Annotated in this window: 22 protein-coding genes and 1 pseudogene; 11 read left to right on the top strand and 12 right to left on the bottom strand. The window is 60.6% G+C overall.

Features of this window, described 5'->3' with window-relative positions:
• Positions 1 to 3: 3 nt before the first annotated feature.
• The 3 genes from APH33_RS07160 (at position 4) to APH33_RS07150 (ending at position 4,139) form a co-directional block, all read left to right on the top strand.
• Positions 4 to 1,335: an APC family permease gene (locus APH33_RS07160; protein WP_054884464.1), complete on the top strand. Its 1,332-nt coding sequence runs from the start codon at positions 4 to 6 to the stop codon at positions 1,333 to 1,335.
• A gap of 79 nt (positions 1,336 to 1,414) precedes the next feature.
• Positions 1,415 to 2,839, top strand: coding sequence for a gamma-aminobutyraldehyde dehydrogenase (locus APH33_RS07155; RefSeq protein WP_054884463.1), 1,425 nt, complete (start codon positions 1,415 to 1,417; stop codon positions 2,837 to 2,839).
• Positions 2,840 to 2,885: 46 nt separating this feature from the next.
• Positions 2,886 to 4,139, top strand: coding sequence for an aspartate aminotransferase family protein (locus APH33_RS07150; RefSeq protein WP_054884462.1), 1,254 nt, complete (start codon positions 2,886 to 2,888; stop codon positions 4,137 to 4,139).
• 135 nt (positions 4,140 to 4,274) lie between these two features.
• Here APH33_RS07150 and APH33_RS27635 read toward each other — a convergent pair whose 3' ends face one another.
• Positions 4,275 to 4,469, bottom strand: coding sequence for a hypothetical protein (locus APH33_RS27635; protein ID WP_256218599.1), 195 nt, complete (start codon positions 4,467 to 4,469; stop codon positions 4,275 to 4,277).
• Here APH33_RS27635 and APH33_RS07145 point away from each other — a divergent pair.
• Positions 4,460 to 5,296, top strand: a pseudogene (locus tag APH33_RS07145) (NAD(P)-binding domain-containing protein); the annotation flags it as partial. The gene APH33_RS27635 and the pseudogene APH33_RS07145 sit on opposite strands and share 10 nt — an antisense overlap.
• A 265-nt stretch (positions 5,297 to 5,561) precedes the next feature.
• Here the strand turns inward: APH33_RS07145 and APH33_RS07135 are convergent.
• The 7 genes from APH33_RS07135 to APH33_RS07105 all read right to left on the bottom strand — a co-directional run bounded on the left by APH33_RS07135 (position 5,562) and on the right by APH33_RS07105 (position 12,729).
• Positions 5,562 to 7,220: a cation acetate symporter gene (locus tag APH33_RS07135; RefSeq protein WP_054884459.1), complete on the bottom strand. Its 1,659-nt coding sequence runs from the start codon at positions 7,218 to 7,220 to the stop codon at positions 5,562 to 5,564.
• Positions 7,217 to 7,540: a DUF485 domain-containing protein gene (locus APH33_RS07130; protein WP_054884458.1), complete on the bottom strand. Its 324-nt coding sequence runs from the start codon at positions 7,538 to 7,540 to the stop codon at positions 7,217 to 7,219. Before APH33_RS07130 ends, APH33_RS07135 begins: the two co-directional genes overlap by 4 nt.
• Positions 7,541 to 7,596: 56 nt before the next feature.
• Positions 7,597 to 9,243: an acyl-CoA synthetase gene (locus APH33_RS07125; protein WP_054884457.1), complete on the bottom strand. Its 1,647-nt coding sequence runs from the start codon at positions 9,241 to 9,243 to the stop codon at positions 7,597 to 7,599.
• Positions 9,244 to 9,326: 83 nt separating this feature from the next.
• Entirely contained in the window at positions 9,327 to 10,094 is a 768-nt protein-coding gene (locus APH33_RS07120) for an SDR family NAD(P)-dependent oxidoreductase (RefSeq protein ID WP_054884456.1), read from the bottom strand.
• Complete coding sequence (locus APH33_RS07115; RefSeq protein WP_054884455.1) at positions 10,094 to 11,266, bottom strand: acyl-CoA dehydrogenase family protein; 1,173 nt, start codon at positions 11,264 to 11,266, stop codon at positions 10,094 to 10,096. Before APH33_RS07115 ends, APH33_RS07120 begins: the two co-directional genes overlap by 1 nt.
• A gap of 51 nt (positions 11,267 to 11,317) precedes the next feature.
• Positions 11,318 to 11,674 carry a DUF6285 domain-containing protein gene (locus APH33_RS07110; protein WP_054884454.1) on the bottom strand — a complete coding sequence of 119 codons (357 nt, stop codon included), beginning with the start codon at positions 11,672 to 11,674 and terminating at the stop codon, positions 11,318 to 11,320.
• The gene (locus APH33_RS07105; RefSeq protein ID WP_054884453.1) at positions 11,671 to 12,729 is read right to left on the bottom strand and encodes a phosphotransferase family protein; all 1,059 of its coding nucleotides are present in this window, start codon (positions 12,727 to 12,729) and stop codon (positions 11,671 to 11,673) included. The genes APH33_RS07110 and APH33_RS07105 overlap by 4 nt, the downstream gene beginning before the upstream one ends.
• Here APH33_RS07105 and APH33_RS27385 point away from each other — a divergent pair.
• On the top strand, positions 12,680 to 12,919 hold the full coding sequence (locus tag APH33_RS27385; protein ID WP_177332357.1) for a hypothetical protein: 240 nt from the start codon (positions 12,680 to 12,682) through the stop codon (positions 12,917 to 12,919). The genes APH33_RS07105 and APH33_RS27385 overlap by 50 nt on opposite strands.
• Before the next feature lie 12 nt (positions 12,920 to 12,931).
• On the top strand, positions 12,932 to 14,884 hold the full coding sequence (prpR, locus tag APH33_RS07100) for a propionate catabolism operon regulatory protein PrpR (protein WP_054884452.1): 1,953 nt from the start codon (positions 12,932 to 12,934) through the stop codon (positions 14,882 to 14,884).
• Between the two features lie 669 nt (positions 14,885 to 15,553).
• On the opposite strand, the gene APH33_RS26445 is transcribed toward prpR, so the two are convergent.
• Together APH33_RS26445 and APH33_RS07090 are read right to left on the bottom strand one after the other, a co-directional pair.
• Entirely contained in the window at positions 15,554 to 16,255 is a 702-nt protein-coding gene (locus APH33_RS26445) for a type 1 glutamine amidotransferase domain-containing protein (RefSeq protein WP_082433475.1), read from the bottom strand.
• 94 nt (positions 16,256 to 16,349) lie between these two features.
• On the bottom strand, positions 16,350 to 16,970 hold the full coding sequence (locus APH33_RS07090) for a TetR/AcrR family transcriptional regulator (protein ID WP_054884450.1): 621 nt from the start codon (positions 16,968 to 16,970) through the stop codon (positions 16,350 to 16,352).
• 102 nt (positions 16,971 to 17,072) lie between these two features.
• Here APH33_RS07090 and APH33_RS07085 point away from each other — a divergent pair, with 102 nt between their 5' ends.
• Complete coding sequence (locus APH33_RS07085; RefSeq protein ID WP_054884449.1) at positions 17,073 to 18,509, top strand: coniferyl aldehyde dehydrogenase; 1,437 nt, start codon at positions 17,073 to 17,075, stop codon at positions 18,507 to 18,509.
• Between the two features lie 222 nt (positions 18,510 to 18,731).
• Entirely contained in the window at positions 18,732 to 19,676 is a 945-nt protein-coding gene (locus tag APH33_RS07080) for a hypothetical protein (protein ID WP_054884448.1), read from the top strand.
• A 61-nt stretch (positions 19,677 to 19,737) separates the two neighbouring features.
• On the opposite strand, the gene APH33_RS07075 is transcribed toward APH33_RS07080, so the two are convergent.
• Positions 19,738 to 20,178, bottom strand: coding sequence for a MerR family transcriptional regulator (locus APH33_RS07075; RefSeq protein ID WP_054884447.1), 441 nt, complete (start codon positions 20,176 to 20,178; stop codon positions 19,738 to 19,740).
• Between the two features lie 319 nt (positions 20,179 to 20,497).
• Between APH33_RS07075 and APH33_RS07070 the strand changes: the two genes are divergently transcribed.
• Positions 20,498 to 21,430: an SDR family oxidoreductase gene (locus APH33_RS07070; RefSeq protein ID WP_054884446.1), complete on the top strand. Its 933-nt coding sequence runs from the start codon at positions 20,498 to 20,500 to the stop codon at positions 21,428 to 21,430.
• Between the two features lie 38 nt (positions 21,431 to 21,468).
• On the opposite strand, the gene APH33_RS07065 is transcribed toward APH33_RS07070, so the two are convergent.
• On the bottom strand, positions 21,469 to 22,548 hold the full coding sequence (locus APH33_RS07065) for a trans-acting enoyl reductase family protein (RefSeq protein ID WP_054884445.1): 1,080 nt from the start codon (positions 22,546 to 22,548) through the stop codon (positions 21,469 to 21,471).
• 625 nt (positions 22,549 to 23,173) lie between these two features.
• Between APH33_RS07065 and APH33_RS07060 the strand changes: the two genes are divergently transcribed.
• A complete protein-coding gene (locus tag APH33_RS07060) occupies positions 23,174 to 24,004 on the top strand; it encodes an alpha/beta fold hydrolase (protein WP_054884444.1) in 831 nt (276 codons plus the stop codon).
• Between the two features lie 161 nt (positions 24,005 to 24,165).
• Entirely contained in the window at positions 24,166 to 25,146 is a 981-nt protein-coding gene (locus tag APH33_RS07055) for an NAD(P)H-quinone oxidoreductase (RefSeq protein ID WP_054884443.1), read from the top strand.
• Positions 25,147 to 25,360: the final 214 nt, after the last annotated feature.

Here is a 25,360-nt window from a genome sequence, read left to right as displayed (position 1 = left end):
GTCATGAGCGAATCAACCCCCAGCGCTTCGCTGAAGCGCACCCTGGGCCCGTTTTCGGTCCTGCTGTTCGGCCTGGCCTTCCTCGCCCCGTTGATCGTCTTCGGCACCTATGGCGTGATCTCGCAGGCCAGTGGCAACACCACGGCAATGGCCTACCTGATCGCAGCGACCGGCGTGGTGTTCACGGCGTTGAGCTATGGCCGGCTGGTCAGGGTGTTCCCGGTGGCCGGGTCGGCCTACACCTATACCCGCAAGATGCTCAGCGCCAACCTCGGCTTCATGGTGGGCTGGGCCGCCCTGCTCGATTACTTCTTCATTCCGATGCTGATCTGGTTGCTGGGCGCCAGCTATCTCAACATGGCCTTTCCAGATGTGCCGCAGTGGGTGTGGATTACCGGTTTCATCGTCTCTACATCGCTGCTGAATGTGCTGGGCATCCAGGTGGCCAACCGCTTCAACCTGCTGTTGATGGGCGCGCAACTGGCGATCATCGTGGTATTCATCGGCCTGTGCGTGCATTACATCGTGGCTGCCAATGGCCCTGGTGGGCTGCTTTCGGCCAAGCCGTTCTTCAACCAGGATGTGTCCTTCGCCACCAGCATGGCCGGCGCCGCCATTGCTGCGTACTCGTTCCTGGGCTTCGACGCACTGTCCACGCTCAGCGAGGAAACCCGTGACCCGGGCCGCACGCTGCCCCGCGCGATCCTGATGGTCGCGCTGATCGGCGGTTCGGTCTATGTCGGCTCCTCGTACTTCATGTACCTGGCGCACCCCTCCCCCACGTTCGAGCTGGTGGACGGCGCTGCCTTCGAGATTGCCCGCATGATCGGTGGTGACCTGTTCTTCGCCGTGGTCCTGACGGGGATCATCATCGCCCACTTCGCCGCGGGCATGTCGTTCCAGGCCAGTGTGGGCCGGTTGCTGTACGCCCTCGGCCGGGACAACCAACTGCCGCGCAAGCTGTTCGGTGCATTACATCCTCGCTACCGGACGCCGACCTTCAACATCCTGCTGTGTGGCATTTTCGGCACCGCGGGTTTTGGCCTGACGATCGCCACCGCGACGTCCCTGGTCAATTTCGGCGCCTTTCTGGCCTTCACCGCCGTCAACCTCTGCGCGCTGCGGCTCACCTTCGATGCACACATCAAGGACGGGGCTGGCCTGCTGCGCGGCGTGCTCTTCCCGGTCATCGGCCTGGTCACGGCCGGCTGGATGCTGGCCAGCCTGGATAAAGACGCACTGATCATGGGCTGTAGCTGGCTCGCCCTGGGCGCGGTTTACCTCGCCTGCCGGACCAGCTTCTTCCGCAACCCGGTGCCTGACGCACTGGCGTAGCGGCCACCTTCCAAGCGAATCCCCTGAAGACAACCACAAGGCAAGGCCCTGGCCTTGCCGTTCAATGGCGAGAATCGACATGCAAACCAAACTCCTGATCAACGGTGCCCTGGTGGCCGGCGAAGGCGAAAACCTCGACGTGTACAACCCGTCCCTTGGCAGCGTCCTGGTACAGACCACCGAAGCCAGTCGCGCCCAGGTCCATGCTGCGGTGCAAAGCGCCGATGCAGCCTTCGACGCCTGGTCGCAAACGCCGCCCAAGGACCGCGCGGCACTGCTGCTAAGGCTCGCTGACCGCATCGACGCCCAGGCGCCGGTGTTCGCCCGCCTGGAGGCGGACAACTGCGGCAAGCCGTTTACCGCCGTGCTGCAGGACGAACTGCCAGCCGTGTCCGACGTGTTCCGCTTCTTTGCCGGCGCCGTGCGCTGCCTGCAGGGCTCGGCGGCGGGCGAGTACATCCCGGGCCACACTTCGATGATCCGCCGCGACCCGGTGGGCGTGGTCGCCTCCATCGCGCCGTGGAACTACCCCCTGTTGATGGCGGCCTGGAAACTGGGCCCGGCCTTGGCCGGCGGCAACACCGTCGTGCTCAAGCCGTCGGAACACACGCCGATGAGCACCTTGAAACTGGGTGAGCTGCTCGCCGACATCTTCCCCGCCGGCGTGGTCAACATCATCCATGGCCGCGGCGCCTCGGTGGGTGAACCGCTGACCAGCCACGCCCAGGTGCGCATGGTGTCGCTGACCGGCTCCGTGCGCACCGGCAGCCGCATCATCGAAGGCACCGCCGACAGCGTCAAACGCATGCACATGGAGCTCGGTGGCAAGGCACCGGTGTTGATCTTCGATGATGCCGACATCGACGCCGCCGTCGAAGGCATCCGCGCCTTCGGCTTCTACAACGCCGGCCAGGACTGCACCGCTGCGTGCCGCCTCTATGTGCAGAAGGCGGTGTACCCGGAATTCGTGCGCAAGCTCCGTGAAGCCGTATCCAGCATCAAGTGCGGGCTACAGGATGACCCGGCGACCGAGATGGGCCCGCTGATCACCCAAGAGCACCTGGAGCGCGTGGAGGGCTTCGTGAACCGTGCCAAGGAGCTCCCTCACATCGAGGTGGTCACCGGCGGCAAGCGCGCTGCGAGTGAGGGGTTCTTCTTCGAGCCGACCGTCCTGGCAGGCGCCACGCAGGAGGACGAGGTGGTGTGCCGCGAAATCTTCGGCCCGGTGGTGACGGTTACGCCATTCGAAGACGAAGCCCAGGCACTGGCATGGGCCAATGAGTCGGACTACGGCCTGGCCTCGTCGGTGTGGACCGCCGATGTGGGACGCGCCCATCGCCTGGCCGCTCGCCTGCAATACGGCTGCACCTGGGTCAACACCCACTTCATGCTGGTGAGCGAAATGCCCCATGGCGGCGTGAAGCTGTCCGGCTACGGCAAGGACCTGTCGATGTACGGGTTGGAAGACTACACCGTGGTTCGCCACGTGATGTTCAAGCATTGACCGCCCACGACCCCGATAGCCCGGATCATTTTTTCAAGAGGTTTGCATGAACAACATCGAGACGTTCGAAAGGCTCGAGTCCAATGTGCGGATGTACTGCCGTGACCTGCCACTGGTGTTCGATACCGCCCAAGGCAGCAAGATCCGCGGCGAAGACGGCCGCGAGTACCTGGACTTCTTCGCTGGCGCCGGCGCCCTGAACTATGGCCACAACGACCCGCGCATGCGCGATGCCTTGATCGCGTATCTGTCGTCCAACGGCGTGACCCATGCCCTCGACCTGCACACCACCACCAAGCGCCAGTTTCTCGAAGCGATCGAGCGCGACCTGTTCAAGCCACGCGGCTGGGACTATAAGGTGCAGTTCACCGGCCCGACCGGTGCCGACGCCGTCGAGGCGGCGTTGAAGCTGGCGCGCAAGGCGACGGGGCGTACCAGGATCGTCTCGTTCTACGGGGCTTACCACGGCATGACCGCCGGCGCCCTGGCCGTCACCGGCAACCGCACTCGCCGTGGCCCTGGGCTTTCCACCGACGTGGTGTTCGTGCCGTACGAAGACAGCCCCTACGGCGAATTCGACAGCATTGGCTTCCTCGAGCGCCTGGCCAGCGACCAGGGCAGCGGCTCGGAGCTGCCGGCGGCGGTGATCGTCGAGTCCGTGCAGATCCAGGCCGGCGTCTACCCGGCTTCCAACGAATGGCTGCAACGCTTGCGCAAGTGGACCAGCGATCACGGCGTGTTGCTCATCTGCGACGAAATCCAGGCCGGCTGCGGGCGCACCGGCGACTTCTTCGGCTTCGAGCGCTCCGGGGTGGTGCCGGACCTGATCACCTGCGCCAAATCGATCGGCGGCTTCGGCCTGCCGATGGCGATCGTGTTGATTCGCGCCGGGCTGGATGTGTGGCAACCGGGCGATCACATCGGCACCTTCCGCGGCAACCAACTGGCGTTCCTGACGGCCCAGATCGCGCTCGGCTATTGGCGCGACGAGTCGTTCCTGAAGCTGCTGGCATCCAACTGCGCGGCCATGGAGCGCGCGGTCGCCGGTTTCGCGGAAATTCCTGGCGTCGGCTCCGCGCGCTGTCGCGGCATGATCGCCGGCATCGACTTCGGCCGCGGCAAAGTCGCATTCGCCAAGGATGCCCAGCAGCGTGTGCTGCAGGCGGGTGTGCTGGTCGACCGCTGCGGCCCGAACGGCGAAATCATCAAGCTGATGCCACCGGTGAACACCCCGACCGACCAGCTCGAAGAAGGCCTGAAAGCCTTCGGCGAAGCGGTCGCGGCAGCGTTTAGCCAGTAACTGCACGGGCCTGCGGTGCGGCCTGTATCGATACAGCGCCGCATGCAGGCTCATCGCATGCAGTCGACAACCCGTCCGTGGCAGGAAATCACGCCAATGAGCAACGTCACTTCAACCATCCAGAATGACTTGGCTTCATTCATTCACCCCAACACCAACCTGGCGCAGCACCAGGAAATCGGCCCCCTCGTGATCGCCGGCGGCGACGGCGTGCGGGTCTTCGATGAGCAAGACAACGCCTACATCGAGGCGATGTCGGGCCTGTGGAGCGTTGCCTTGGGCTTCAGTCAAAAGCGCCTGGTCGACGCCGCCGTCGAGCAGTTCAGGCAACTGCCCTACTGCAAGGCAAACGCGTGGCGATCTGGAATCGATCACCCGGCAAGGCTGCGTCGCTCGTCGCCGCTGGCGCTCACCTGTGCGACAGCGTTGAAGCCGCGCTGGTTGCAAGCCCGGCCACGATCTTCGTGCTCCTGGACAACCACGCGACCCACGAGGTGCTCGGGATGCCAGGTGTGATGCATGCACTGGCCAACCGTACGATCGTCGATTACACCACCAACGCCCAGGACGAGGGACCGGCGCTTCAGGGCCTCGTCAATCGGGCGGGCGGCCACTACGTCAAAGGGATGATCGTGGCCTACCCGCGCAACGTCGGCCATCGCGAAAGCCACAGTATTCATACCGGCGATCGTGAGGCCTTCGAGCAGCACCGGTCGCTGGTTGAAGGGCTCGCCGGCCATACGGTGTTCCTTCCCTGGGGCGAAGCATTGGCCTTCGCGACCGTGCTCCACGCCCATGCGTTTGCCGCAATGGTTGCGTTCTTCGAGGCCGTGGGTGCGAGCGAGCGGTTTGGCCTGCCGGTTTCGAAGACAGCCAGGCTCCTGCTCGACACGTCACGCTTTTTCGTCGCCGACGCACTCGAGGAAGCGGCACGCCGGCTCGAAGCGCAGGATTTCGCAGGCGACCAGGCGAGGCTCGATGTACATGTAGATGCCTTCGCGCACATTGCCCAATCCCTGCATGCACAAGGGGCCTGGACGCCAGTGTTCGACGCGGTGTGCCAGGTCGCGCAGCGCGCGGCATCAATGGGCTATGGCGACCAGGACATCGCAGCCATCACCCAGTCATTCGCCCACGACAAAGCGTCCGGGCAATAACCGCGTTATACAGGCCTTTCGAATCGAACCTGACGACAACTACAATAAAATCGCTGGAGGATCATATGCGCCGATTTGGCTTTCTACTGGCCGTGTTGACGCTGGCCGTTTTCCTGAGTGCCCTGCTTGCTCCCAGGCCTTCTCTCGTCAACCGAGCGGCGGCGCAGCACATGGGGCATGCGATCAGCAGCATCGGGGAGATCTTCAGGGGTTACTGAGGAAAGAACCCGGCCGCTGGCACGCATCCGCCAGCGGCCGCAGGTGATCAATGATCGACCGCACCGCTGGCGCCAAGGCCGGTCTGGCCCCTAACGAACTGGTCGGCGAACGCCGCCCTTTCCGCCTTGGCTCGCGCAGTCCGGTCCAGCCGGGAAACGCCATACGCCACGGCAAACGCCAGCGGCATGGAGAACAGCGCAGGCTGGGTATAGGGGAACAACGGCTCGGCAAAGTGCAACACATCCACCCACACCAGCTTGGAAAACACCACGAAGCCCATGGCGCTGACCAACCCCACGTAGCCACCAGCCAACGCGCCGCGCGTGGTCAGCCCCGACCAGAACATCGACAGGAACAGCACCGGGAAGTTGGCCGACGCGGCGATGCCGAACGCCAGCGCGACCATGAAGGCCACGTTGATGTTTTCGAACACGATGCCCAGAGCTATCGCCACCAACCCAAGCCCGAGGGTGGCCAGCTTGGTCACCCGCAACTCCTGCGACTCGCTGGCCGCGCCCTTCATGATCACCCGCGCATAGAGGTCATGGGCGATGGCCGAAGCACCCGCAAGCGCCAGGCCTGACACCACGGCCAGGATGGTGGCAAAGGTCACGGCAGACAAAAAGCCCAGCAGCAGGTTGCCGCCAACCGCCTGGGCCAGGTGCATGACCACCATGTTGCCCCCGCCCAGCAGCTTGCCACCCACCTGCCCGCCTTCGAAGAACTGCGGCTGCTGGCTGACGATCACGATCGACGCCAGGCCCAGCAGGAAAATGACGTTGAAGAAATAGCCGATGAACCCGGTGGCGTAGAGCACCGACTTGCGCGCCTCACGGGCATCGCTGACGGTGAAGAAGCGCATCAGGATATGCGGCAGCCCGGCGGTGCCGAATACCAGCCCCAGGCTCAGCGACAGCGCGGTCAATGGGTCGGCCAGCAGACTGCCGGGCGCCAGCAGGCGCTCGCCCAGGGCATGGGTGCCCATGGCCTGGGTGACCAGCGTGTCATAGCTGAAGTCGAACTCGCGCAGCGCCAGGAACAGCACCAGCGAACCGCCTACCAGTAGCAGGAATGCCTTGATGATCTGCACCCAGGTGGTCGCCACCATGCCGCCGAAGGTTACATACAGCATCATCAGCGCGCCAACGATCACCAGGGCAATGTGGTAGTCCAGGCCGAACAGCAACCTGATCAACTGCCCGGCCCCGACCATCTGCGCCACCAGGTAGAAACACACCACTGTCAGCGAGCCGATGGCGGCCATGGTGCGCACCTTGCCTTGGTCGAGGCGGTAGGAGGTAATGTCGGCGAAGGTGAAGCGGCCCAGGTTGCGCAGCCGTTCGGTCATCAGCAGCAGCAACACCGGCCAGCCGGCGAAGAAGGCGATGAGGTAGATGTAGCCATCCATGCCGGAGGTGTAGATGAGCGCGGTAATCCCCAGCAACGTCGAGGCGGACATGTAGTCACCGGCCAGCGCCAGGCCGTTCTGCCAGCCCTGGATGCCACCACCTGCGCTGTAGAAGTCTGCCGTCGAGCGGGTACGACGCGCCGCCCACCAGGTGATGCACAAGGTGAACAGCACGAACACCATGAACATGCCGATGGCATGCAGGTTGAACGGCTGACGCGGGCCCGCGTCGAGCGCGGGCGAAGCCAGCAGCAGGCCAGAGTGCAGCAGCAGGGCCAGAGGCAATATTTTTTTCATGCGCCCTGCTCCTCTTCCAACCCGCGGAGTAACGCCTGGGTCAGGCGATCGAACTCGCCATTGGCCCGGTACACGTAGAACGCCGACAATGCACAGAAGAACACGAACAGGCAGGCGCCGGCGGCGACGCCGACGGTCATGTTCGATCCTTGGGTCAGGCGCCTGGCTATCAGTTCGGGCCAGAACGAAACCAACCCGATGTAGCCATAGAACGTGGCCAGGATCAGTACGAACAGGCTCAGGGTGAAACGGTTTCTGCGCGCCACCAGTTGCTGAAACCGGGCACTGGCGCGAACCCGCGCATATAACAGGCTGGACATGGGACACCTCGATCAATGTACTTGTTGTTATGGGGTGTGCAGGTGTTGCCGCTCAGTCAAGGCTCGGCGTTGGCGGTCTGCGCTTCCTGTTGCCGGGCCCACTCACGCAGGACGAACTTCTGTATTTTTCCAGTGGCGGTCTTGGGCAGGTCCACCAGCGACACATATCGCGGCGCCTTGAAGTGCGCCAGACGCTCACGGCACCAGTGGACCAGATCGTCCCCGGTGGCCAGCCCATCAGCGCGCAAGGTAACAAACGCATGGGGTGTCTCGCCCCAGCGCGAATCCGGGCGTGCCACCACCGCAGCCTCGACCACCTCGGGGTGCTGGTAGAGCACTTCCTCAATCTCCAGCGAGCTGATGTTCTCGCCGCCGGAAATGATGATGTCCTTGGCCCGGTCCTTGATTTCCACGTAGCCATCCGGGTGCAGCACGGCCAGGTCGCCCGTGTGCAGCCAGCCATTGGCCAATGCCGTCCGGGTGGCCTCACGGTTGTGCAAGTAGCCTTTCATCACGGTGTTACCGCGCACCACCAGCTCGCCGAGAGTAAGGCCATCGGCTGGAACCGGATGGCCGGTATCAGTATCCAGCACCGTGGCCTCCTCAAGCATCGGGTGAGCGACACCCTGGCGGCTCATGAACTGCGCCCGGGCCTCAAGCGGCAACTCGTCGACCCCCGGCTGCCACAGGCACAATGTGCTGGGGCCGTAGCTTTCGGTCATGCCATAGGCATGGGTGATATTGAAGCCACGCGCCTCCATAGCCGCGATGACGGCACTGGGCGGGGCGGCACCGCCAGTGATCACCGATACCGGCACCGGAGGGGCACTGGCATGCGCGGCGTGGATCAGCATCGACATCACCACCGGGGCGGCGCTCAGGTGAGTCACGGCATGCTCGGCGATTGCGGCGTTGATCGCATCAGGCTGGACCTTGCGCAGACACACGTGGGTGCCACCGGACAACGTCACCGCCCAGGTATGGCTCCAGCCGTTGCAGTGGAACATCGGCAAGGTCCACAGGTAGACGCTGCGCGGCCCCAACTGGAAGATCAGCGCCCCGGCGCAGGCGTTGAGGTAGGCGCCTCGGTGATGCAGCACCACGCCCTTGGGGTCCCCCGTGGTGCCGGAGGTGTAGTTGATGGCGATCGACTGCCATTCGTTCTGTGGCGCACTCAAGGGCCGCGCGGGGTCGCCCTGGGCAAGGAACGCTTCGTAGTCCAGGTCGTGGGCCAGGTCGGCGCGCTCGGCCTGATCATCGTCGATGCCCACCAGCAAAGGCGGCGCATCGAGCATGGCCAGCGCCTGGTTGGCCACGGCACCGAACTCACGATCGCAGATCAATACCTTGGCCGCGCAGTGACGCAGGATGAAGGCAATGCTGCGCGCCTCCAGGCGGATGTTGATGCACACCAGCACCGCCCCGGCACCGGGAACGCCATAGTGGGCCTCGAGCATTTCCGGGATGTTCGGCGCCAATATCGCCACCCGCTCGCCCGGCTGAACACCGACCCGCTCCAAGGCACTGGCCAGGGCGCGGCTGCGCTCATGCAACTGACGGTAGCTGTAGCGCCTTGCGCCATAGACCACCGCATCGCGTTGCGGGTACACCTGCGCGGCACGCTTGAGGAACGACAACGGCGACAGCGGGACATGGTTGGCTTCGTTGGGAGCAAGCTCGTGTTCGAGGGTTGGAACCATCATGGCAGACACCTCATCGACACTTTGCTCAGGTTTTGCACGCACATACCTACCTCCTGTTCTTGTTGTTATTGCGCCAGGGCGCGTTATAGGCTGCTGCACAGATGGCCGCCATCGACCACGATCTCAGCGCCGCTCATCGCCCGCCCAGCATCGCTGGCGAGCAGCAGCAAGGCGCCGTCCAGGTCCGACGGCACGCTGAAGCGTCGGCTGGGGATACGCGAACGCAACTTTTCACCGGCCTCGCTGGCCAGGAAGGCCTCGTTCAAATCAGTCATCACGTAGCCGGGCGCTAGGGCATTCACCCGGATGCCATGGCGCGCCAACTCCAGCGCCATGGCGCGGGTCAGGTGGGCCAAGCCGGCCTTGGCCGCCAGGTAAGGGCCGACGGCACCGGCCACACGGCAGGCGAGGATCGAGGTGACATTAATCAAGCTGCCCCCCTTCCCCGCCACCACCATGCGCCGGGCGCTTTCCTGGGCCACGGCCCAGGCGCCCTTCAGGTTGGTGTCGAGCACGTGGTCCCAGGTTTGATCATCGCAGGCCAGCAAAGGCTGGCTGTCGCTCACCCCCGCATTGTTGACAAGGACATCCAGCGGGCCGGCGGCATCGAGCACCCGGCAGATGTCCTCACGGCTGGTCACATCGAGGGCAAAGGCCCGCGCCCGCCCTCCAGCCACCTCGATGGCCTCCACCAACGCCCGCAGCGGCGCCTGGCGCCTGGAGGTCACCACCACCTCGGCGCCTGCAGCGGCCAGGGTCATAGCGAAGTGACGGCCCAGGCCGCTGGAGGCCCCGGTCACCAGGGCGCGACGCCCGTCAAGGGCGAACAGTCGGACAAGGTTCGGCTGCATTAGTGGACCTCCAGGCGCTGGTCGAGCAGCTTCTTCGCCAGGCTCATGCGGTGCACTTCGCTCGGACCGTCATAGATGCGGAACGGGCGAATGTCGCGGAAGATCCGCTCCACCACGGTGTCCCCGGTCACCCCGCGGCCACCCAATACCTGGACGCAACGATCGACCACCCGCCAAAGCGCCTCGGCGCTGATCACCTTGGCCATGCTCGAATCGACATTGGCGCGCCGGCCCTGGTCGAGCACCCAGGCGCAGTGCCAGACCGCCAGTCGCACCACGTGCAGGTCCATCATGTTGTCGGCGAGCATGAAGCCCACGCCCTGGTGCTCGCCCAGCGGCTTGCCGAAGGCGTCACGGGTGCGCGCATAGTCGCAGGCGATGTCGTGGGCGCGGCGCGCGGCACCGAGCCAGCGCATGCAATGAGTCAAGCGTGCGGGCGCCAGGCGCACCTGGGCATAACGGAAGCCCTTGCCGATCTCGCCGAGGACATCGCTCGCCGGGATACGCAGGTTGTCGAAACGCAGCTGCCCGTGACCACCGGTAAAACAGCTGTCCAGCGAGTCCAGCTGACGTTCATGGATGATGCCGTCGCGCTTCATGTCGGTCAGGAACATGGTCGCCGTGCCATCCTCCATGCGCGCCATGATGATGCCGAAGTCGGCGCCTTCGGCCCCGGTAATCAGCCACTTGCGGCCATTGATCAGGTAGTCGTCGCCATCGCGGGTGGCGGTGGTGCGCAGCATTGAGGGGTCCGAGCCGGAGCCGGGCGCGGGCTCCGTCATGGCGAAGCAGGAACGGGCATGGCCCTGGACCAGCGGGCGCAACCAGCGGTTTTTCTGCGCCTCGGTGGCGACCACGTCCATCAGGTGGATGTTGCCTTCGTCCGGGGCATGTATGTTCAGCGCCACCGGGCCCAGCGGCGAGTAGCCGGCCTCTTCGAAGACGATCGCCTTGGCCACGTGGCTCAGTTCCAGGCCGCCCATTTTGCGGCTGGCGTGGGGCGTCAGCAAGCCGGCGGCGCGGGCGCGGGCCACCAAATCCTGGCGCAGGGCATCGCTGGGGCCATGGCTGTCTTGACGAGGGTCGTTCTCGAACGGGATGACCTGTTCGGCGATGAAGTCTCGGGTCTTGGCCTGCAGGGCGAGCAGTTCGTCCGGGAGGGTGAAGTTCATGGCTGTCCTTGTGTGTTCTTGTCTATCGGAGGAATGGGTGGTCAATGCCGTTCAGGGCAAGGCCTTGGGGTTGCTGATCGCCAATCGGGCGAGGGTGACCTGGCGCAATGTCTCGACCAGCGTGTAACGGGGTTGCACGGCATCATGGCTGCCCTGGCGAATGGCGCAGGCGAGCTGACGGCGCAGGTCGGGCAAGGCCGCGGGCGCTTCGTCGACCAAGGCGGCCAGACGCGCCTGTTCCTGGTCCTCGGCATGGGCACCCAGGCGGCTTTCCCGGGCCGCTATGGCCATGGCATTGGCGATCATCAAGGCCGGGTAGCGCAGCTCGCCTGGCAGCACAGGCAACACCTGCTCCAGCAAGGTCTGACGGGCGATTTCGAGTAGTTCATGGGCGTGCGTTTGAGTCATGGCGCATCGGCTCCGGTCATGTTCAGGATGTCGAGTTCAAGCTCCGGCAGCATGCGCGCGGTCAGTGCCAGCTCAAGGGAAGGCTCTTCGCCTGACAGGTGGCGCTGCCCCTGCTGCAATGCGATCACCGCCCAGCGCAGCGTCGCCATGACCTGCCAGTAGTGCAGTTGTTGGGGCTCGATCCACAGTGGCGATACCTGGTGGTAGCCACGCAGGAAGTCCCCCAGCAGGCCGATGCCGCCGGCCTCCAGGTCAGGGCGCGTGAAACGCCAGCAGCGGGCGGTGAACCAGCCCAGGTCCTCGCACGGGTCGCCCCAGCCAGTGAACTCCCAGTCCAGCACCGCCTCCAGTCCCTGCTCGCTGGCCAGGTAGTTGCCCGTACGGTAGTCGCGATGCAGCAGGCACAGACGGCTTTCGCGTGGTGCATGCAACTCGCACCAGCGCAGGCCCCACTCCAATACCGGATAGGCATCGTCCAAGGTGTCGAGGTAACGACGGTAGGCATCGACGCAAGCCAGGGCCGGCGAGCGTTTGGGCAGGGGCAGGAAGGCCAGCGCCGCGCTCGGCGGACGGATCTGATGCAGGCGCGCCAGGTTGGCGCCGAGCTGCTCCGCGAGCCGGGCCTGGCCCAAGGCTCCCGCCGCTGAACTGAGCCGCCGACCGGCAGCAACACCCGGCACATACTCCATCAGGAAGAACACCCGCCCGTTGACCTGCGTATCGCGACATAGCCAAAGCGGCCGCGGCACTTTCACGCCTGCCTGATGCGCCACCTGCAACACGGCGAACTCCTGCGCGCGGTCGAGGCTGGCGGGTAGCGCGGAAAGCGCATCGCTGCGCAGCACCCAACGCCGGTCGCCAGCCCACGGGCCGCCTTCGATCAGCAGGTCCAGCAGCCAGTTCTCCTGGATGGCGCCGCCGCTCAGGCGCTTGCGCGCCTGGATGACCACCCGCATTGCCGAGGCCTGCTCCCGGATGAACTCGGCCAGGCGGTGATCGTCAGTCATGGCCGCGAACGTATCGCTGGCCTGGGAAATCGTTGATGAACTGCTCATGGGTCTGTGGGCCCTGCCTTTGGTTTCTGGGGTGGCAGAACTCCAGGAGCAAGGCGTGGGCCAACTCTTCAATGATCATCTGAAGGCCGCATGCAGCCTGGGTTTCGACAACTTCTTGAGGGGCAAAGGGCATGTATCTCATTGCATATTTGCAACCTATTCATTCAGTATCGAAACATTTCAACCATGAACAGGTCTGCCCATGGACGCTCTCGCCTCCCAGGTTGTCGTGCTGATCAGCCACTTGCAGCGCCCCCAGCAACTCAGCCGGCTCGCCCACGTGGTGGGCGGGCTCACGGCGGATTACCCCGACACCCACATCAAAGTCCTCGACACCTCGGTGGCCGAGGCACTGCAGACCGCCCGCGAACTGGAACAGGCTGGCAAGGTGGATGTGTTCGTCTGCGCCGGCGCCACCGCCGCCTACCTGCGTAAACACCTCGCGCGCCCGGTGCTGGCGATGCGAGTTGGCAGCGGCGACCTGCTGCGGGCGCTGGGGCAGGCCCGCGAGCGCTCCTCCCAGGTGGCCGTGCTCAGCTACAACCACATCAACCACGACTTGCAAGCCATGGCCGCGCTTTTCACCGTCCAGGTCCACCAGGCCGCCTACACCTCCCTTGAAGAGGCTCGCCAGGCCGTCGATCAGGCGGTCCGGCTGGGCTGTCGCAGCATCATCGGCTCGTCGACGGTGGTGGAACTGGCAGAGCAGGCAGGGCTGCATGGCGTTTTATCGCTGAGCGAGGACACCGCGCGCAAGGCGCTGGAAGAAGCCCTGGGCATTCTCGACAGCCAGCGCATCGAGATCGCCAAGCGGCGGCATCTGAATGCCGTGCTGCAACATATTCCCGCCGGCGTGGCGGCGGTCGACAACCAGGGTGTGGTGCAATCGCTCAACCCGGCCCTTGCCCAACTACTTGAGTTGCCGGCCAGCGCCGCACTGGGCCGGCCGTTGCAACAGCTGTGCCCGGAACTGGACCTGCAGCAAGCGCTGCAGGAAGGCGTCGGCGAGGAAAACCGAGTGATCCGGCTGGGTTCGCACGCCGTGGTTAGCAACCTGTTGCCCATCCTGGAGAACGGCGAGCGCACCGGCCTGGTGCTCACCTGCCAGGACATCACCGCCGTGCAGCGCGCAGACCAACGCATCCGCTCCACCCGCCGCCCCGGCGCCTTCAACGCGCGCTACCGGCTCGAACAGCTCGATGGCAACAGCAAAGCCAACCGCGACATGCTGCAACTGGCCAAGCGCTTCGCCGCCAGCCATTCGACCATCTTGATCACCGGCGAAAGCGGCACTGGCAAGGAGTTGCTGGCCCAAGGCATCCACAACGAAAGCCCGCGCCGGCAAGGCCCCTTCGTCGCCATCAACTGCGCGGCGTTTCCCGAGTCGCTGCTGGAAAGTGAATTGTTCGGCTACGAGGAAGGCGCCTTCAGCGGCTCGCGCAAAGGTGGCAAGCCAGGCCTGTTCGAAGCGGCGCACCGCGGCACGCTGTTTCTCGACGAGATCGGCGACATGCCGGTGTCGCTGCAAACACGCCTGCTGCGCGTGCTGCAAGAGCGCGAAGTCCTGCGCCTGGGCAGCACCGAACCGATTGCCATCGACGTGCGCATCATTGCCGCCACCCACCAGGACCTGCGCAGCGCCATGGACGACGGCGATTTCCGTACCGACCTGTATTACCGGCTCAACATCCTGCGTCTGCAGACCACCCCGCTGCGAGAGCGCCCTGAGGACATTGCCCTGATCTGCCGGGGCATCAGCCAGCGCCTGCTCGTTCAGGGGCAACCACCGGGAGCTGCAGACATCCCCGCCGCGCTGCTGCCGTACCTTGAACGCTATGCCTGGCCGGGCAATGTCCGGGAACTGGAGAATGTGATCGAGCGCGCGATGCTCTCGGCACGCGAACTGCTTGAGGAATACCGCGTGAACGAGCAGTACCTGGCACGCGTGCTACCTGAACTGTGCGAAGGCCCTCCCCCTTCACCCGCCCGGAAAAAGTCGTCAGGCGAAACGGACCTGCACACCATCGGCAAGGTCGCGCAACTGCGCCATGTAAAGGAAACGTTGGAAAGCTGCCACGGCAACCTCGACGAAGCCGCCCGCCGTCTCGGCATCAGCCGCACAACCTTGTGGCGGCGCTTGCGATCTGCCAATTGAATGAAAGCCCCAATCCCATGTTCAATCCATGACGTCTGGTTGGACAGTCTCAAGGCCCGATACCGTCTAATCATCCGCCAACTGACTGGCTCGACGTACATCGCCGGGTTGCTAGCGATTTTGTTGTGGGGGGCGCTCAACCTGTTTAGTTACCTGGAGATACTCATTCTGCGAGCGCTTGCCCTCTATCAGATCCGACGACTATGCGCGGTGTACTGTATCGTCCGGCATTCTTGCTCAGTCGCCTCAGGACCATGCTGATGCAGTCGGAGCAGTCGGAGTAGGACAGTACGGCGCCCGGAGGTGCGTTTTCGCGATGTGCATGTTCAGCCGGTCTGGACGCGACTGATCGCTTTCGACCCAGGCTGTGTGAAAACGCCAGTAAGTACGTCGAGTAGCGAAAGAAGCTGGGGCCTCCTGTAAATTCAGCAGATCTAAATGCAGATCTACCTCAGTCGGGCACCAGGCGCGACCTGTGCTATTTGGGCCGCGGCAGCGGCCCCCAGGCACTCCGGCAGCAGCGTGACTTGCGTCCGGGCTTCACCTTCAATGAACCGTTTCATGATCGTCCCCGCCACGATCTCGACGATCAGAAGTTAGACAATCGCAGATGTTTTCACACAGCCTGGACCCAAAGCAGTCACATGGGTACGCGGCTACTATCCGGTCCTACGAAACAAGGGGCGATTCAAGCAATGCCACTATCTGTCCAGCAGTCGCTTTGGCAGATTGCGGATTCTGGCCTGTCACCAAGCGGCCATCGACGACCACATTCGAAGTGAATGGCAAGAGTGCTTTTTCGTAGCGTGCCCCACGACGTTTCATTTCTTGCTCAGAGTTATACGGGACCTTGCTCGCAACGCCCGCCAAGACTTCTACGATCCAGGCATAGCCAGTCAGACGACGCCCCTCTACCAGAAGACGACCATCAGACAGGCGAGTATTGAGCAGCCCGCAATACCCATGGCAAACCGAAGAAACGACGCCACCTTGCTCGTAGATCTCGCGAGTCAGTCGCTGCAAACCCTCGTCCTCAGGGAAGTCCCACATCACCGCATGACCGCCGGTAAAATAGATGGCGTCGAAGTCAGATGACACTAATCCTTGCGGACTTGAGGTGTTGGCAAGACGTGCCATTGCTGCTGGGTTGTTCAACCAGGCTTTGCCGGTACTATCGAGCAATGGCCACTTGAGCGAGCGAGGTTCTAGGGGGGATTCCCCACCCAGCGGGCTCACCAGCTGCTGTTCATACCCTCTGTCAGCGAACACATGCCAGGCATGCGTCAACTCACTCAACCACAGCCCTGTGGGATGACTTGGGTCACTGTAATGAGCAACGTTGGTAACGACGTGCAAGATGCGTTTGGTCATACCTGAATACCTGATCGTAGGTGGATGGGCCAAGCATCGCCTTCATGCGGGCGAGAAGTACTTTGTCATGAGCGCCGAATCCAGCGGCAGGCCATCAGGCCGCCGGATCGCATACCAAACCATCAAGCAAGGTCGTTAAGGCATCTTCAATGGCGTGGTCGCCGACCTTCGCCGGCACCAACCGGCTATCGATCGAAAGCAGGGTCAATCCATGAAGGTGCGCCCAGCTTGCGGTTGCCTGTCCCAAGGCAGAGCGGGCGCGAATGGTACCTTCCTCCTGACCTCGCTCCAGCACCTCGATCACCAGGTAGAAAGGTGCCTGAGCGCGGGGATCGACATGTATTTGCGCGGGGTCTCCCGCCTGCGTCGAGAACATCAGCCGGTACAAATCCGGATTATCCTCACCAAACGCCAAGTAGGCATAGGCCATTGCCTGCAAGCGCTCCGGTGCCGACATCGTTGCTCCCATCGAGTCTTGCATGGCCGCGTTCAATCGCTCGAAGCCTAGTAGCGCCAACTCGTACAGCAGCGCCCCCTTGTCTGGAAAATGACGATACGGAGCCGAGTGACTCACTTGGGCTCGCCGGGCTATTTCGCGCAGGGTGAATTGCCAGCCTTGCTGTTCCTTCAGGGTCGCCAAAGCAGTATCGATGATGGTGCGACGCAAATCGCCATGGTGGTAGGGCTTTGCTTCGCAAATTCCATCGGATGACATACGGCTGCTCCACTCATGTTGACAGTGAACACATTGTCTTCCTAAGATCCGCACAAATCAAGTTTACAGTGTCTACATTGCAATGACCTTGAGAGGTGCAAGATGACCGTCGCCGCAACATCCATCCCTGCTGTCGACGCCGCAACCACGCTGGAGCAACAACGTCATGCGTTTATCAATGACGGGCCACCCAGCGTTGCGCTGCGCAAAGCCAACCTGATCAAGTTGCGCGCGGCGGTGCTTGCCTACCGTCGCGAAATGGAGGAAGCGATCAGCGCCGATTTTGGCAACCGCTCAAGGCATGAGACAGATATCATGGAGCTGCTTGGCGTGGTCCAGTCCATCGATTACCTATTGCGGCACCTGCGCCGCTTCATGAAATCCGAGCGGCGCCACGTCGCGGCGTTTCACCGTAATGGCCGTGCTTATGTGGAGTACCAGCCTAAAGGCGTCATCGGCGTCATGGCTCCTTGGAACTACCCAATTGCGTTGACCTTCATTCCCCTGGCCACCGCACTAGCTGCTGGCAATCGAGTGATGATCAAACCCTCTGAACTGACGCCACGCACCAGTGAGCTGATTCAGCGCATTTTGGCGAGTAGTTTCGCCCCCGATGAGGTCGCGGTAATACTCGGCGGCCCTGAGATAGGCGCAAGCTTTAGCGCTCTACCCTTCGACCACCTATTGTTCACCGGTAGTACGCAGGTTGGCCGAATGGTAATGCGGGCGGCTAGCGACAATCTGGTGCCGCTGACGCTTGAACTGGGCGGCAAAAGTCCTGTGGTTGTGGCCCTGGGGCATGCCGGACGCAGCACCCTCGACAGCATCGTCTTTGGCAAACTCGCCAACGCTGGCCAGACGTGCGTGGCGCCGGACTATGCCTTGGTCCACGAGGATGATCTGGGTGAGTTCATCTCCCAGTATCGCGCTGCTGTCGCACGTAGTTATCCGCAAGGCCCAACCAGCCCAGACTACACCTCCATCGTCAGTGACAAGCATTACACGCGTTTGCAGTCACTGATCGAAGACGCCCGCACCAGGGGGGCCAAGATTATTGAGGCTGGCGTGACGCCGGAACGCGCCGTAGAGCGACCGCGGACACTTGCTCCGGTGCTGATCGTGGGGGCTGGTGACGATGCACTGGTCATGCGCGAAGAAATCTTCGGGCCCTTGCTACCCGTGCGTACCTACCGCTCCCTCGACGAAGCTATCGGCTTTATCAATGCCAGGCCACGTCCGCTAGCGCTCTACTACTTCGGCAATGTGGGGGCCGACAGCGAAGCGCTGCTCAAGTGCACAACCTCCGGCAACGTCGGCATCAACAACACCCTGATGCACGTCGCTGTGGACGACCTGCCGTTCGGCGGCGTGGGTCCCAGTGGAATGGGTGCTTACCACGGAATTGAGGGTTTTCGCTCGATGAGTCATGCCAAGGGCGTGTTCGTACAAGGTCGTTGGAACTTGCCAAGGCTGCTTCGGGCACCGTTCGGAAAGTTGGCTGATTTTGCCCTTGCCTTCACCCTTCGACCCCGCCCTTAACAGCACGCTCAGTAGCTCGAAAAGTAGTGATTGATACCTTGACATTAAAGTTAAGTTTAAAGTTAAGGTGCGTGTGTAAAGTCCACCTAGTTCGGCGCCAAGCGAGATGCCTGGTCGCATTCATCAATGCGTGATGCAATTCACCGGAGAGACTGAAAAGTGAAACTCGGAACCGTCGCCGCAGTGGCAAGTGCACTCCTGACGCCCTTAGCCAACTCCACCATGGCGGACACTACCGGCATCCCAAAGCATGCCGAAACCACGATGATAGATATCGCAGGCCACCAAGTACCCGTCGTCAAAGGCGGCTTGTATGACCGATACCGCTCCAACCCTCCCCTGTCGGTGATCCAGGCCGAAGCGCCAGGCATGGACCTCAGTTGGTTTAAAGGCCTGGAAAAGACCAGGGTCGACATGGGCTTCGAGTCGTACTCGCCAAACTTCTACTACAAAAACAGCCGGGTAACCGCCGTCTACACCGCCGACATCGATCGCCTGCGCGAGCTGATACCCGCCGAAGTGCTCGAACAGGTGCAACCCCTGCAGGTATGGCCAGGCCGCGGCCTTATAGCTTTCACGGCTTACACCTACGATTATTGCGACAACGACAGCTACAACGAAATTGCTTTGTCGATCATCACCAACAAACCAGGTAAGTCCAATCTCGGACCATTCAGCTTGATCGGACAATCCATGTCCAAGGACTTCTGGGGTTACGTGCTCAAATTGCCGGTGAACACCGAGCTTGCCCGTGTCCGCGGTGTAGTGGGCTACAACCTGCCGAAATGGCTGACAGAGATTAACCGCCGAGAGGATGCCGCGACCGTGTCCTATGACATCGTCGACGCGCAGACTGGCAATATCGATGTCGTCTTTAAGGCAAAAAAACTCGACGACATTTCCAGTGAATCCGGCTTGGTGACCAACAGCTTTACCAACCTCGACCATGCCGGCCAGTTGAGCTATGGCTATGCGACGTCTTGGCAGACCCGTCATGGCTCGAGCATGAGCGCTGACTCAGCGCGTCTGGTGCTCGGCGACGGTAGCCTGTCGACTTACATCCGCTCTTTGAAGCTGGGCAAGATGGTGAAATACGAATATGTGCCAGAGTTCCAGAGCGCACTCTATGCTCCAAAGCCGCTGGCAGCATTGAATAGCGGTGACTGAACGCTATATCCGCGCCGGCCATTGAGCCGGCGCTCTACTTCCCAACAGACGTTGGCATGCTTCATTTGGTTGGTGAAGCGCTCACCCTGTTCAAAGCGATCTCCTCGCGCAGACGGCCAAGCACACGTTGAGTGTTATCTACGCACAGCATGCCGTCTGGCTTACTTTCAATGCCGTCTATCACCATCAGCAACTGCTCCTTGTTGCGAGCCAAGCGCTGCTGTAACACCTCGATCTCCTCGACCTTGCGCTTCAATCCGGAAAGCAGTTGGTCATGACGCCAACCTTGCGAACTCGCCGGCAACAGGTGCCGGATTTCATCCAAGGTAAACCCTGCTGCCTGGGCGCTAGTGATCATCTCCAGTATCCAGACTGCATCATCTGAATAGTCGCGGTAGCCATTGGCCTTGCGCTCAACTGATTGAATCAGTCCGCTTGCCTCGTAAAAACGGATGCGCGAAGGGGCAAGGCCCGTGATTTTCGCAAGCTCTCCAATTCTCATACCACACCTTCACGGAAGTTCTGACCTTAAAGCTCACATTAACCCCGTGACCACTAAAGAGCCAACTTGATTACGGATCTACGATCCTAGGCCTCATCAAATCGGCCCAACCTATCATCCTGCGCCTACTCTGATCGGGTACGATAAGGACTTGACCTTAAGGTTTACTTTAAGCTTAAGGTAAGTGCCTGGGCTACGAGAACCTTGCCCTATCGCGCTCAAGGGCGGCAGCCACAGCGTCGCGGCCGGCACAAGCATCGGGCCATCATCATCGCAGTTAGTAGAGAGAAGCCTTCTACTGAGGTTTCCAGGAGACCAAATGCAAACCGTTTTAGGCGCAACTGGCCAGATAGCCATAGAGCTGGCACGGGAACTGAACCGGACATTTACCGAAGATATCAGGCTGGTCAGTCGTAATCCGCGCAAAGTCAGCGACTCTGACACGCTGGTTGCAGCTGACTTACTCGACGCTAGCCAGGCAGCCAAGGCTGTCAAGGGTAGCAGCATAGTTTATTTCACAGCCGGACTTCCGCCAGATACACAGCTCTGGGAAACACAGTTTCCAGTGATGCTGCGGAACGCTCTTGATGCGGCTCGCGCATCCGATGCCAGCTTCGTCTATTTCGACAACACGTATATGTATCCGCAGGATGATCGTGTACTGACGGAGAGCACGCCCTTCGAACCGGTCGGTCGTAAAGGGCAGGTTCGTGCGCAAATGGCATCGATGGTGTTGCAGGAGATGGAGCGAGGCGACATTCCTGTCGTCATAGGGCGAGCTCCGGAATTTTATGGGCCAGGCAAGACGCAAAGCATTACTAACACCTTGGTTATCGACAACCTAAAGGCCGGCAAGACACCTCGGGTCCCCGTGCGGGACGATACTCGGCGAACCCTCATCTGGACTCCGGATGCAAGTCGGGCACTGGCAGCTCTGGGGAATACAACAGATGCATACGGGCAAACCTGGCACCTTCCTTGCGACGACGAACGGCTGACCTACAAGCAATTTGTCACGCTCGCTGCTCAGATTTTTGGCAAGGACGTTACTTATAAAGTTCTAGGTAAATTGACCCTGACAGCTGTAGGCCTGATATCTAAGCAAGTTCGTGAGCTGCGAGAGCTGCTGCCACGGTACGAGCACGACAACCTGTTCGACTCCTCGAAGTACAAGCAGCGTTTTCCCGATTTCAAAGTCACGACCTACCGTCAAGGGCTCACCCAAATCTTGGATGAGCTTGGTAGCAGTTGAGACGGACTTCCAGTCCGCCTTGGCTGTGGCATTCTGAGCTAGCTGATCTGGAGAGGACTCGATTCCGGCAGCTGGCTTACCAACATTGAGCCAACCAGTTTGGCGGGTGTGTAGGTGCCAGGCACGGATTTAGACTTCATCAGATACTCCACGACCGCCAGTGAGCCAGTAATCGTCAAACTGTAGCCATTTGCAGTGCGGATTCTGGCGGTCTTCTTTTGTCCGCGCGCGTTCACAACCTCACCCCAGACGAAAGTAGGCTGAAGGGCACGCTTTTCCTCGCTAGGCCCTTTCACTGTTCTGGCGATACGCGCCTTGATCAACCTTTGCACCCAGGCTAATCCAAGCAGCGGCCGGAAATAGTTAGCGCGTTTGGCGTTGGTGATCATGCTTGGTGAGCCCGGAATGAAGACTTCAATGTTGGGAATTCCGGTGGTGTGGTAAGCGGTGGATACATCGCCCCATGGGATAGTCATGGCATCTTTCTCACCGTCGCCAAAGTCTATCCTGCGCACCTTGTAGGCTAGTGGCACACTTACGATTCTGCCGTCGCGGCGCACTTTACCGCCTTGCGCCAAGCCTTCGACCGAGGTCTTCGCAGTTCCTGGAGAGAATCCCGATCGAGAGTCAAAGCCTAGCGATAGGTGCGTAGCGTCGGGAAGCGCAGCTTTCAACGCGGCTGCGACGCAGTCGGTCGGGATCACGTCAAAGCCCACGCCAGGACAAAGTATGACACCGGCTTGCTCGGCTCGCTTGCTTAACGATTGTGCCAACTCGAATACGGCAATCTCTCCTGTAATGTCGAGATAGTGGGCGCCAGAGCGCAAGCAGGCATCCATCATTGGTGCCGCAGTGGCCGAGAATGGGCCGGCACAGTTCAGAACTAGCGACTGGCCTTGGATCTGATCAGCCAGCAATGAAGCATCACTAAGCCCGAATGCACAAAACTCCAAGCCCAATTCATTGGCAAGCGCTTGAATGCTTTCCCGGTTACGTCCGGCCACAATGGGCCTAAAGCCTCGGCGTACGGCCTCGCGAGCAATGAGCTCCCCCGTATAACCGTTAGCGCCGTAGATCATCCAGCGCATCTCAGCTGGCGTATTGATTTTTGATCCCATGCCATCGTTTTCCTGATTCGTTCATACCAAAAGCTTAGTAGCTGACCATCACCAAGAAACTTGTTCCTCACATCTCGATCTCCGTCTCGGTCTACTCGCCAAAACCTGTACGGTGACCATCCTGCGGATGGCCGCTCTATCGGCTAGAGGCGAGCGATGAAGCACTGTCGCATAGCGACGGATTGCAGGTGTCAGCGGTCCCGGGAGCGTAACGTTCAAGCAAACTTCAATGTTAATCGAAGTTTTCCACCCGAGTCAGTGATGATGCTCAAACGCTTTGATCTTTTTCTGCGGCGACTGTCTGCTGCAGCCGTCCATTCATCTGTACCGAAGGGGCAGCATTTCGAGCTGGCCTATCCTCACTCTGATCTTCAAGGCTTGACCTTAAAGCCGACTTTAACCTTACAGTGACCAAAGGACGAATACTCTGATTGACCAAGGAAGGCTCCCTGAAGATTGACACCGTTCAGGGGCATGGGAGGAGTAGGTGGTCACGCACCAGAAGGCTTAGCAAGCAGCATGAGCCTCAGATCACCGAAAAAAGAAGGAGCAATACTCGCGTAACAAGCGGTGATGGCTGCTATGCGGCGTTCACCGAACTCCACCGAATTTAGGAGACGCAAACATGGGATACGTCACGACAAAGGACGGAGTTGAAATCTTCTACAAAGACTGGGGGCCCAAGGATGCCCAGGTAATCCATTTCCATCATGGCTGGCCGCTCAGCGCTGATGACTGGGACGCCCAGATGCTGTTCTTCCTCGCCAAAGGCTTCAGGGTCGTGGCCCACGATCGACGGGGTCATGGACGCTCAAGCCAAGTGTGGGACGGTCACGACATGGACCACTATGCCGACGATGTGGCTGCGGTGGTCAATCATCTCGGTACTCAAGGAGCCATTCATGTCGGTCACTCCACCGGTGGCGGGGAAGTGGTGCATTACATTGCCCGTCATGGTGAAGACCGCGTTCTCAAGGCTGCCATCATCAGCGCTGTACCACCACTGATGGTGAAAACTGATAGCAATCCGGGTGGTTTGCCCAAGCAGGTTTTCGACGATCTCCAAGCCCAGCTCAAGGCCAATCGCGCGCAGTTTTACTATGACGTGCCGGCGGGACCCTTCTATGGCTACAACCGTCCAGGTGCGAAGCCCTCGGAAGGTGTCATTTGGAACTGGTGGCGCCAAGGCATGATGGGATGTGCCCAAGCTCATTACGACGGAATCGTCGCATTCTCGCAAACGGACTTCACCGCAGATCTGAAAAAAATCACCATCCCGGTATTGGTTATGCATGGTGATGACGATCAGATTGTTCCATACGAGGATGCTGGCGTTCTTTCTGCAAAGCTGCTTCAGAATAGCACGCTGAAAATTTACCCTGGGTATCCACATGGGATGCCAACCACTGAAGCCGATACAATCAACGCCGATCTCCTTGCCTTTATTCGAGGCTGATTAGCCATAGGAGCCAGGTCTTTATCCTGGCTCCTTTTTGGCCATTTTGACCTACGTCGACTTCCTCGTGTTAAAGCGAACTGTGGACATATCGGAATTTCCATGCCGCATTATTTTATGCTGAGATTCAGAGTATGAACCCTACCAAACTTCCATCACATATGATTGCTATCGAAATCAGCCAGCCTGGAGGACCAGATATGCTGGTACCTACCACGCGGCCGATTCCTTGCCCGAAGGAGCAGGAGATACTGATCAAGGTGCATGCTGCAGGCGTTAATGGGCCTGACGTACTTCAGCGAAAAGGGCTATATGATCCACCGCCTGGCGCCTCCGACATTCCCGGGCTAGAGGTTTCGGGCGAAGTAGTAGCCATGGGTTCCAAGGTAACTAATTTCGTCATTGGCGACAAAGTCATGGCCCTGGTACCTGGCGGAGGCTATGCCCAATACGCTGCCGCTGATGAGCGTACAACACTGCATCTGCCTGCAGGTTTGAGTTTGGAAGAGGCGGCGGCGCTGCCGGAAACTTTCATGACTGTCTGGACCAATCTGTTTCAGCGGGGGCAATTGAAAGCAGGTGAGTCGGTGCTGATCCACGGTGGTGCCTCTGGAATTGGTACAACTGCGACCATGCTTGCTAAAGCATTCGGAGCCTCGAAAATCTTCACCACGGTTAAGAACCAGGAGCAACAAGCTATCAGCCGTGAACTTGGCTCCCATCACCCTATAAATTATACAGAGCAGGATTTTGTAAATGAGGTCTTGCTGGAAACCGAAGGCCGGGGCGTCGACATTGTTGTAGATATCATCGGGGGTGACTACGTTGATCGGAATTTCCAAGTAGCAGCGATGAATGGCCGCATCGTCCAGATCGGACTAATAAAAGGTCCCTCGGCGACTGTAAATTACTTCCAGCTTCTTGTGAAACGCCTTACTCACATTGGTTCTACCTTGCGATCGCGCACTCATGATGAGAAAAAGTTAATTATCGACGAACTTGAAAGCCAAGTTTGGCCGTATATCATTAATGGTCAAATTAAGCCCCGGCTTTGCAAAGCGTTTAGTTTGACTGAAGCACGTGCAGCACACAAATTCATGGAAGATGGGCAACACATCGGAAAAATCATTCTTCTTACCTAGTGTCGACTTCCCCCAAGACTGTTTTCGACGTTTAACGCACGCCCTAGGCTCTGTACGAAATCCCGAGAAACCTAATCGTCGCTCCTTTAGCGCTGAGATTTTGTAGAGTCACGCGCCATTAACGGAAAGGAATTCTGTGATGGCAAGGCGCTACGAACTCACGGACGAGGCCTGGGATGTGGTCTCCGATCTCTTCATCGAAACCCATGGCCGT

This window comes from Pseudomonas sp. NBRC 111130 (genome assembly GCF_001320485.1).
In the GTDB taxonomy this organism is placed as follows: Bacteria; Pseudomonadota; Gammaproteobacteria; order Pseudomonadales; family Pseudomonadaceae; genus Aquipseudomonas; species Aquipseudomonas vlassakiae.
This window is presented reverse-complemented; position numbering and strand designations above follow the sequence as displayed.

Coding starts and splice junctions, on each gene's coding strand:
- APH33_RS07160 (WP_054884464.1), top strand. CDS start 4: ATGAGCGAATCAACCCCCAGCGCTTCGCTGAAGCGCACCCTGGGCCCG.
- APH33_RS07155 (WP_054884463.1), top strand. CDS start 1,415: ATGCAAACCAAACTCCTGATCAACGGTGCCCTGGTGGCCGGCGAAGGC.
- APH33_RS07150 (WP_054884462.1), top strand. CDS start 2,886: ATGAACAACATCGAGACGTTCGAAAGGCTCGAGTCCAATGTGCGGATG.
- APH33_RS07135 (WP_054884459.1), bottom strand. CDS start 7,220: ATGAAAAAAATATTGCCTCTGGCCCTGCTGCTGCACTCTGGCCTGCTG.
- APH33_RS07130 (WP_054884458.1), bottom strand. CDS start 7,540: ATGTCCAGCCTGTTATATGCGCGGGTTCGCGCCAGTGCCCGGTTTCAG.
- APH33_RS07125 (WP_054884457.1), bottom strand. CDS start 9,243: ATGATGGTTCCAACCCTCGAACACGAGCTTGCTCCCAACGAAGCCAAC.
- APH33_RS07120 (WP_054884456.1), bottom strand. CDS start 10,094: ATGCAGCCGAACCTTGTCCGACTGTTCGCCCTTGACGGGCGTCGCGCC.
- APH33_RS07115 (WP_054884455.1), bottom strand. CDS start 11,266: ATGAACTTCACCCTCCCGGACGAACTGCTCGCCCTGCAGGCCAAGACC.
- APH33_RS07110 (WP_054884454.1), bottom strand. CDS start 11,674: ATGACTCAAACGCACGCCCATGAACTACTCGAAATCGCCCGTCAGACC.
- APH33_RS27385 (WP_177332357.1), top strand. CDS start 12,680: ATGGCCGCGAACGTATCGCTGGCCTGGGAAATCGTTGATGAACTGCTC.
- APH33_RS07105 (WP_054884453.1), bottom strand. CDS start 12,729: ATGAGCAGTTCATCAACGATTTCCCAGGCCAGCGATACGTTCGCGGCC.
- prpR (WP_054884452.1), top strand. CDS start 12,932: ATGGACGCTCTCGCCTCCCAGGTTGTCGTGCTGATCAGCCACTTGCAG.
- APH33_RS26445 (WP_082433475.1), bottom strand. CDS start 16,255: ATGACCAAACGCATCTTGCACGTCGTTACCAACGTTGCTCATTACAGT.
- APH33_RS07090 (WP_054884450.1), bottom strand. CDS start 16,970: ATGTCATCCGATGGAATTTGCGAAGCAAAGCCCTACCACCATGGCGAT.
- APH33_RS07085 (WP_054884449.1), top strand. CDS start 17,073: ATGACCGTCGCCGCAACATCCATCCCTGCTGTCGACGCCGCAACCACG.
- APH33_RS07080 (WP_054884448.1), top strand. CDS start 18,732: ATGGCGGACACTACCGGCATCCCAAAGCATGCCGAAACCACGATGATA.
- APH33_RS07075 (WP_054884447.1), bottom strand. CDS start 20,178: ATGAGAATTGGAGAGCTTGCGAAAATCACGGGCCTTGCCCCTTCGCGC.
- APH33_RS07070 (WP_054884446.1), top strand. CDS start 20,498: ATGCAAACCGTTTTAGGCGCAACTGGCCAGATAGCCATAGAGCTGGCA.
- APH33_RS07065 (WP_054884445.1), bottom strand. CDS start 22,548: ATGGGATCAAAAATCAATACGCCAGCTGAGATGCGCTGGATGATCTAC.
- APH33_RS07060 (WP_054884444.1), top strand. CDS start 23,174: ATGGGATACGTCACGACAAAGGACGGAGTTGAAATCTTCTACAAAGAC.
- APH33_RS07055 (WP_054884443.1), top strand. CDS start 24,166: ATGATTGCTATCGAAATCAGCCAGCCTGGAGGACCAGATATGCTGGTA.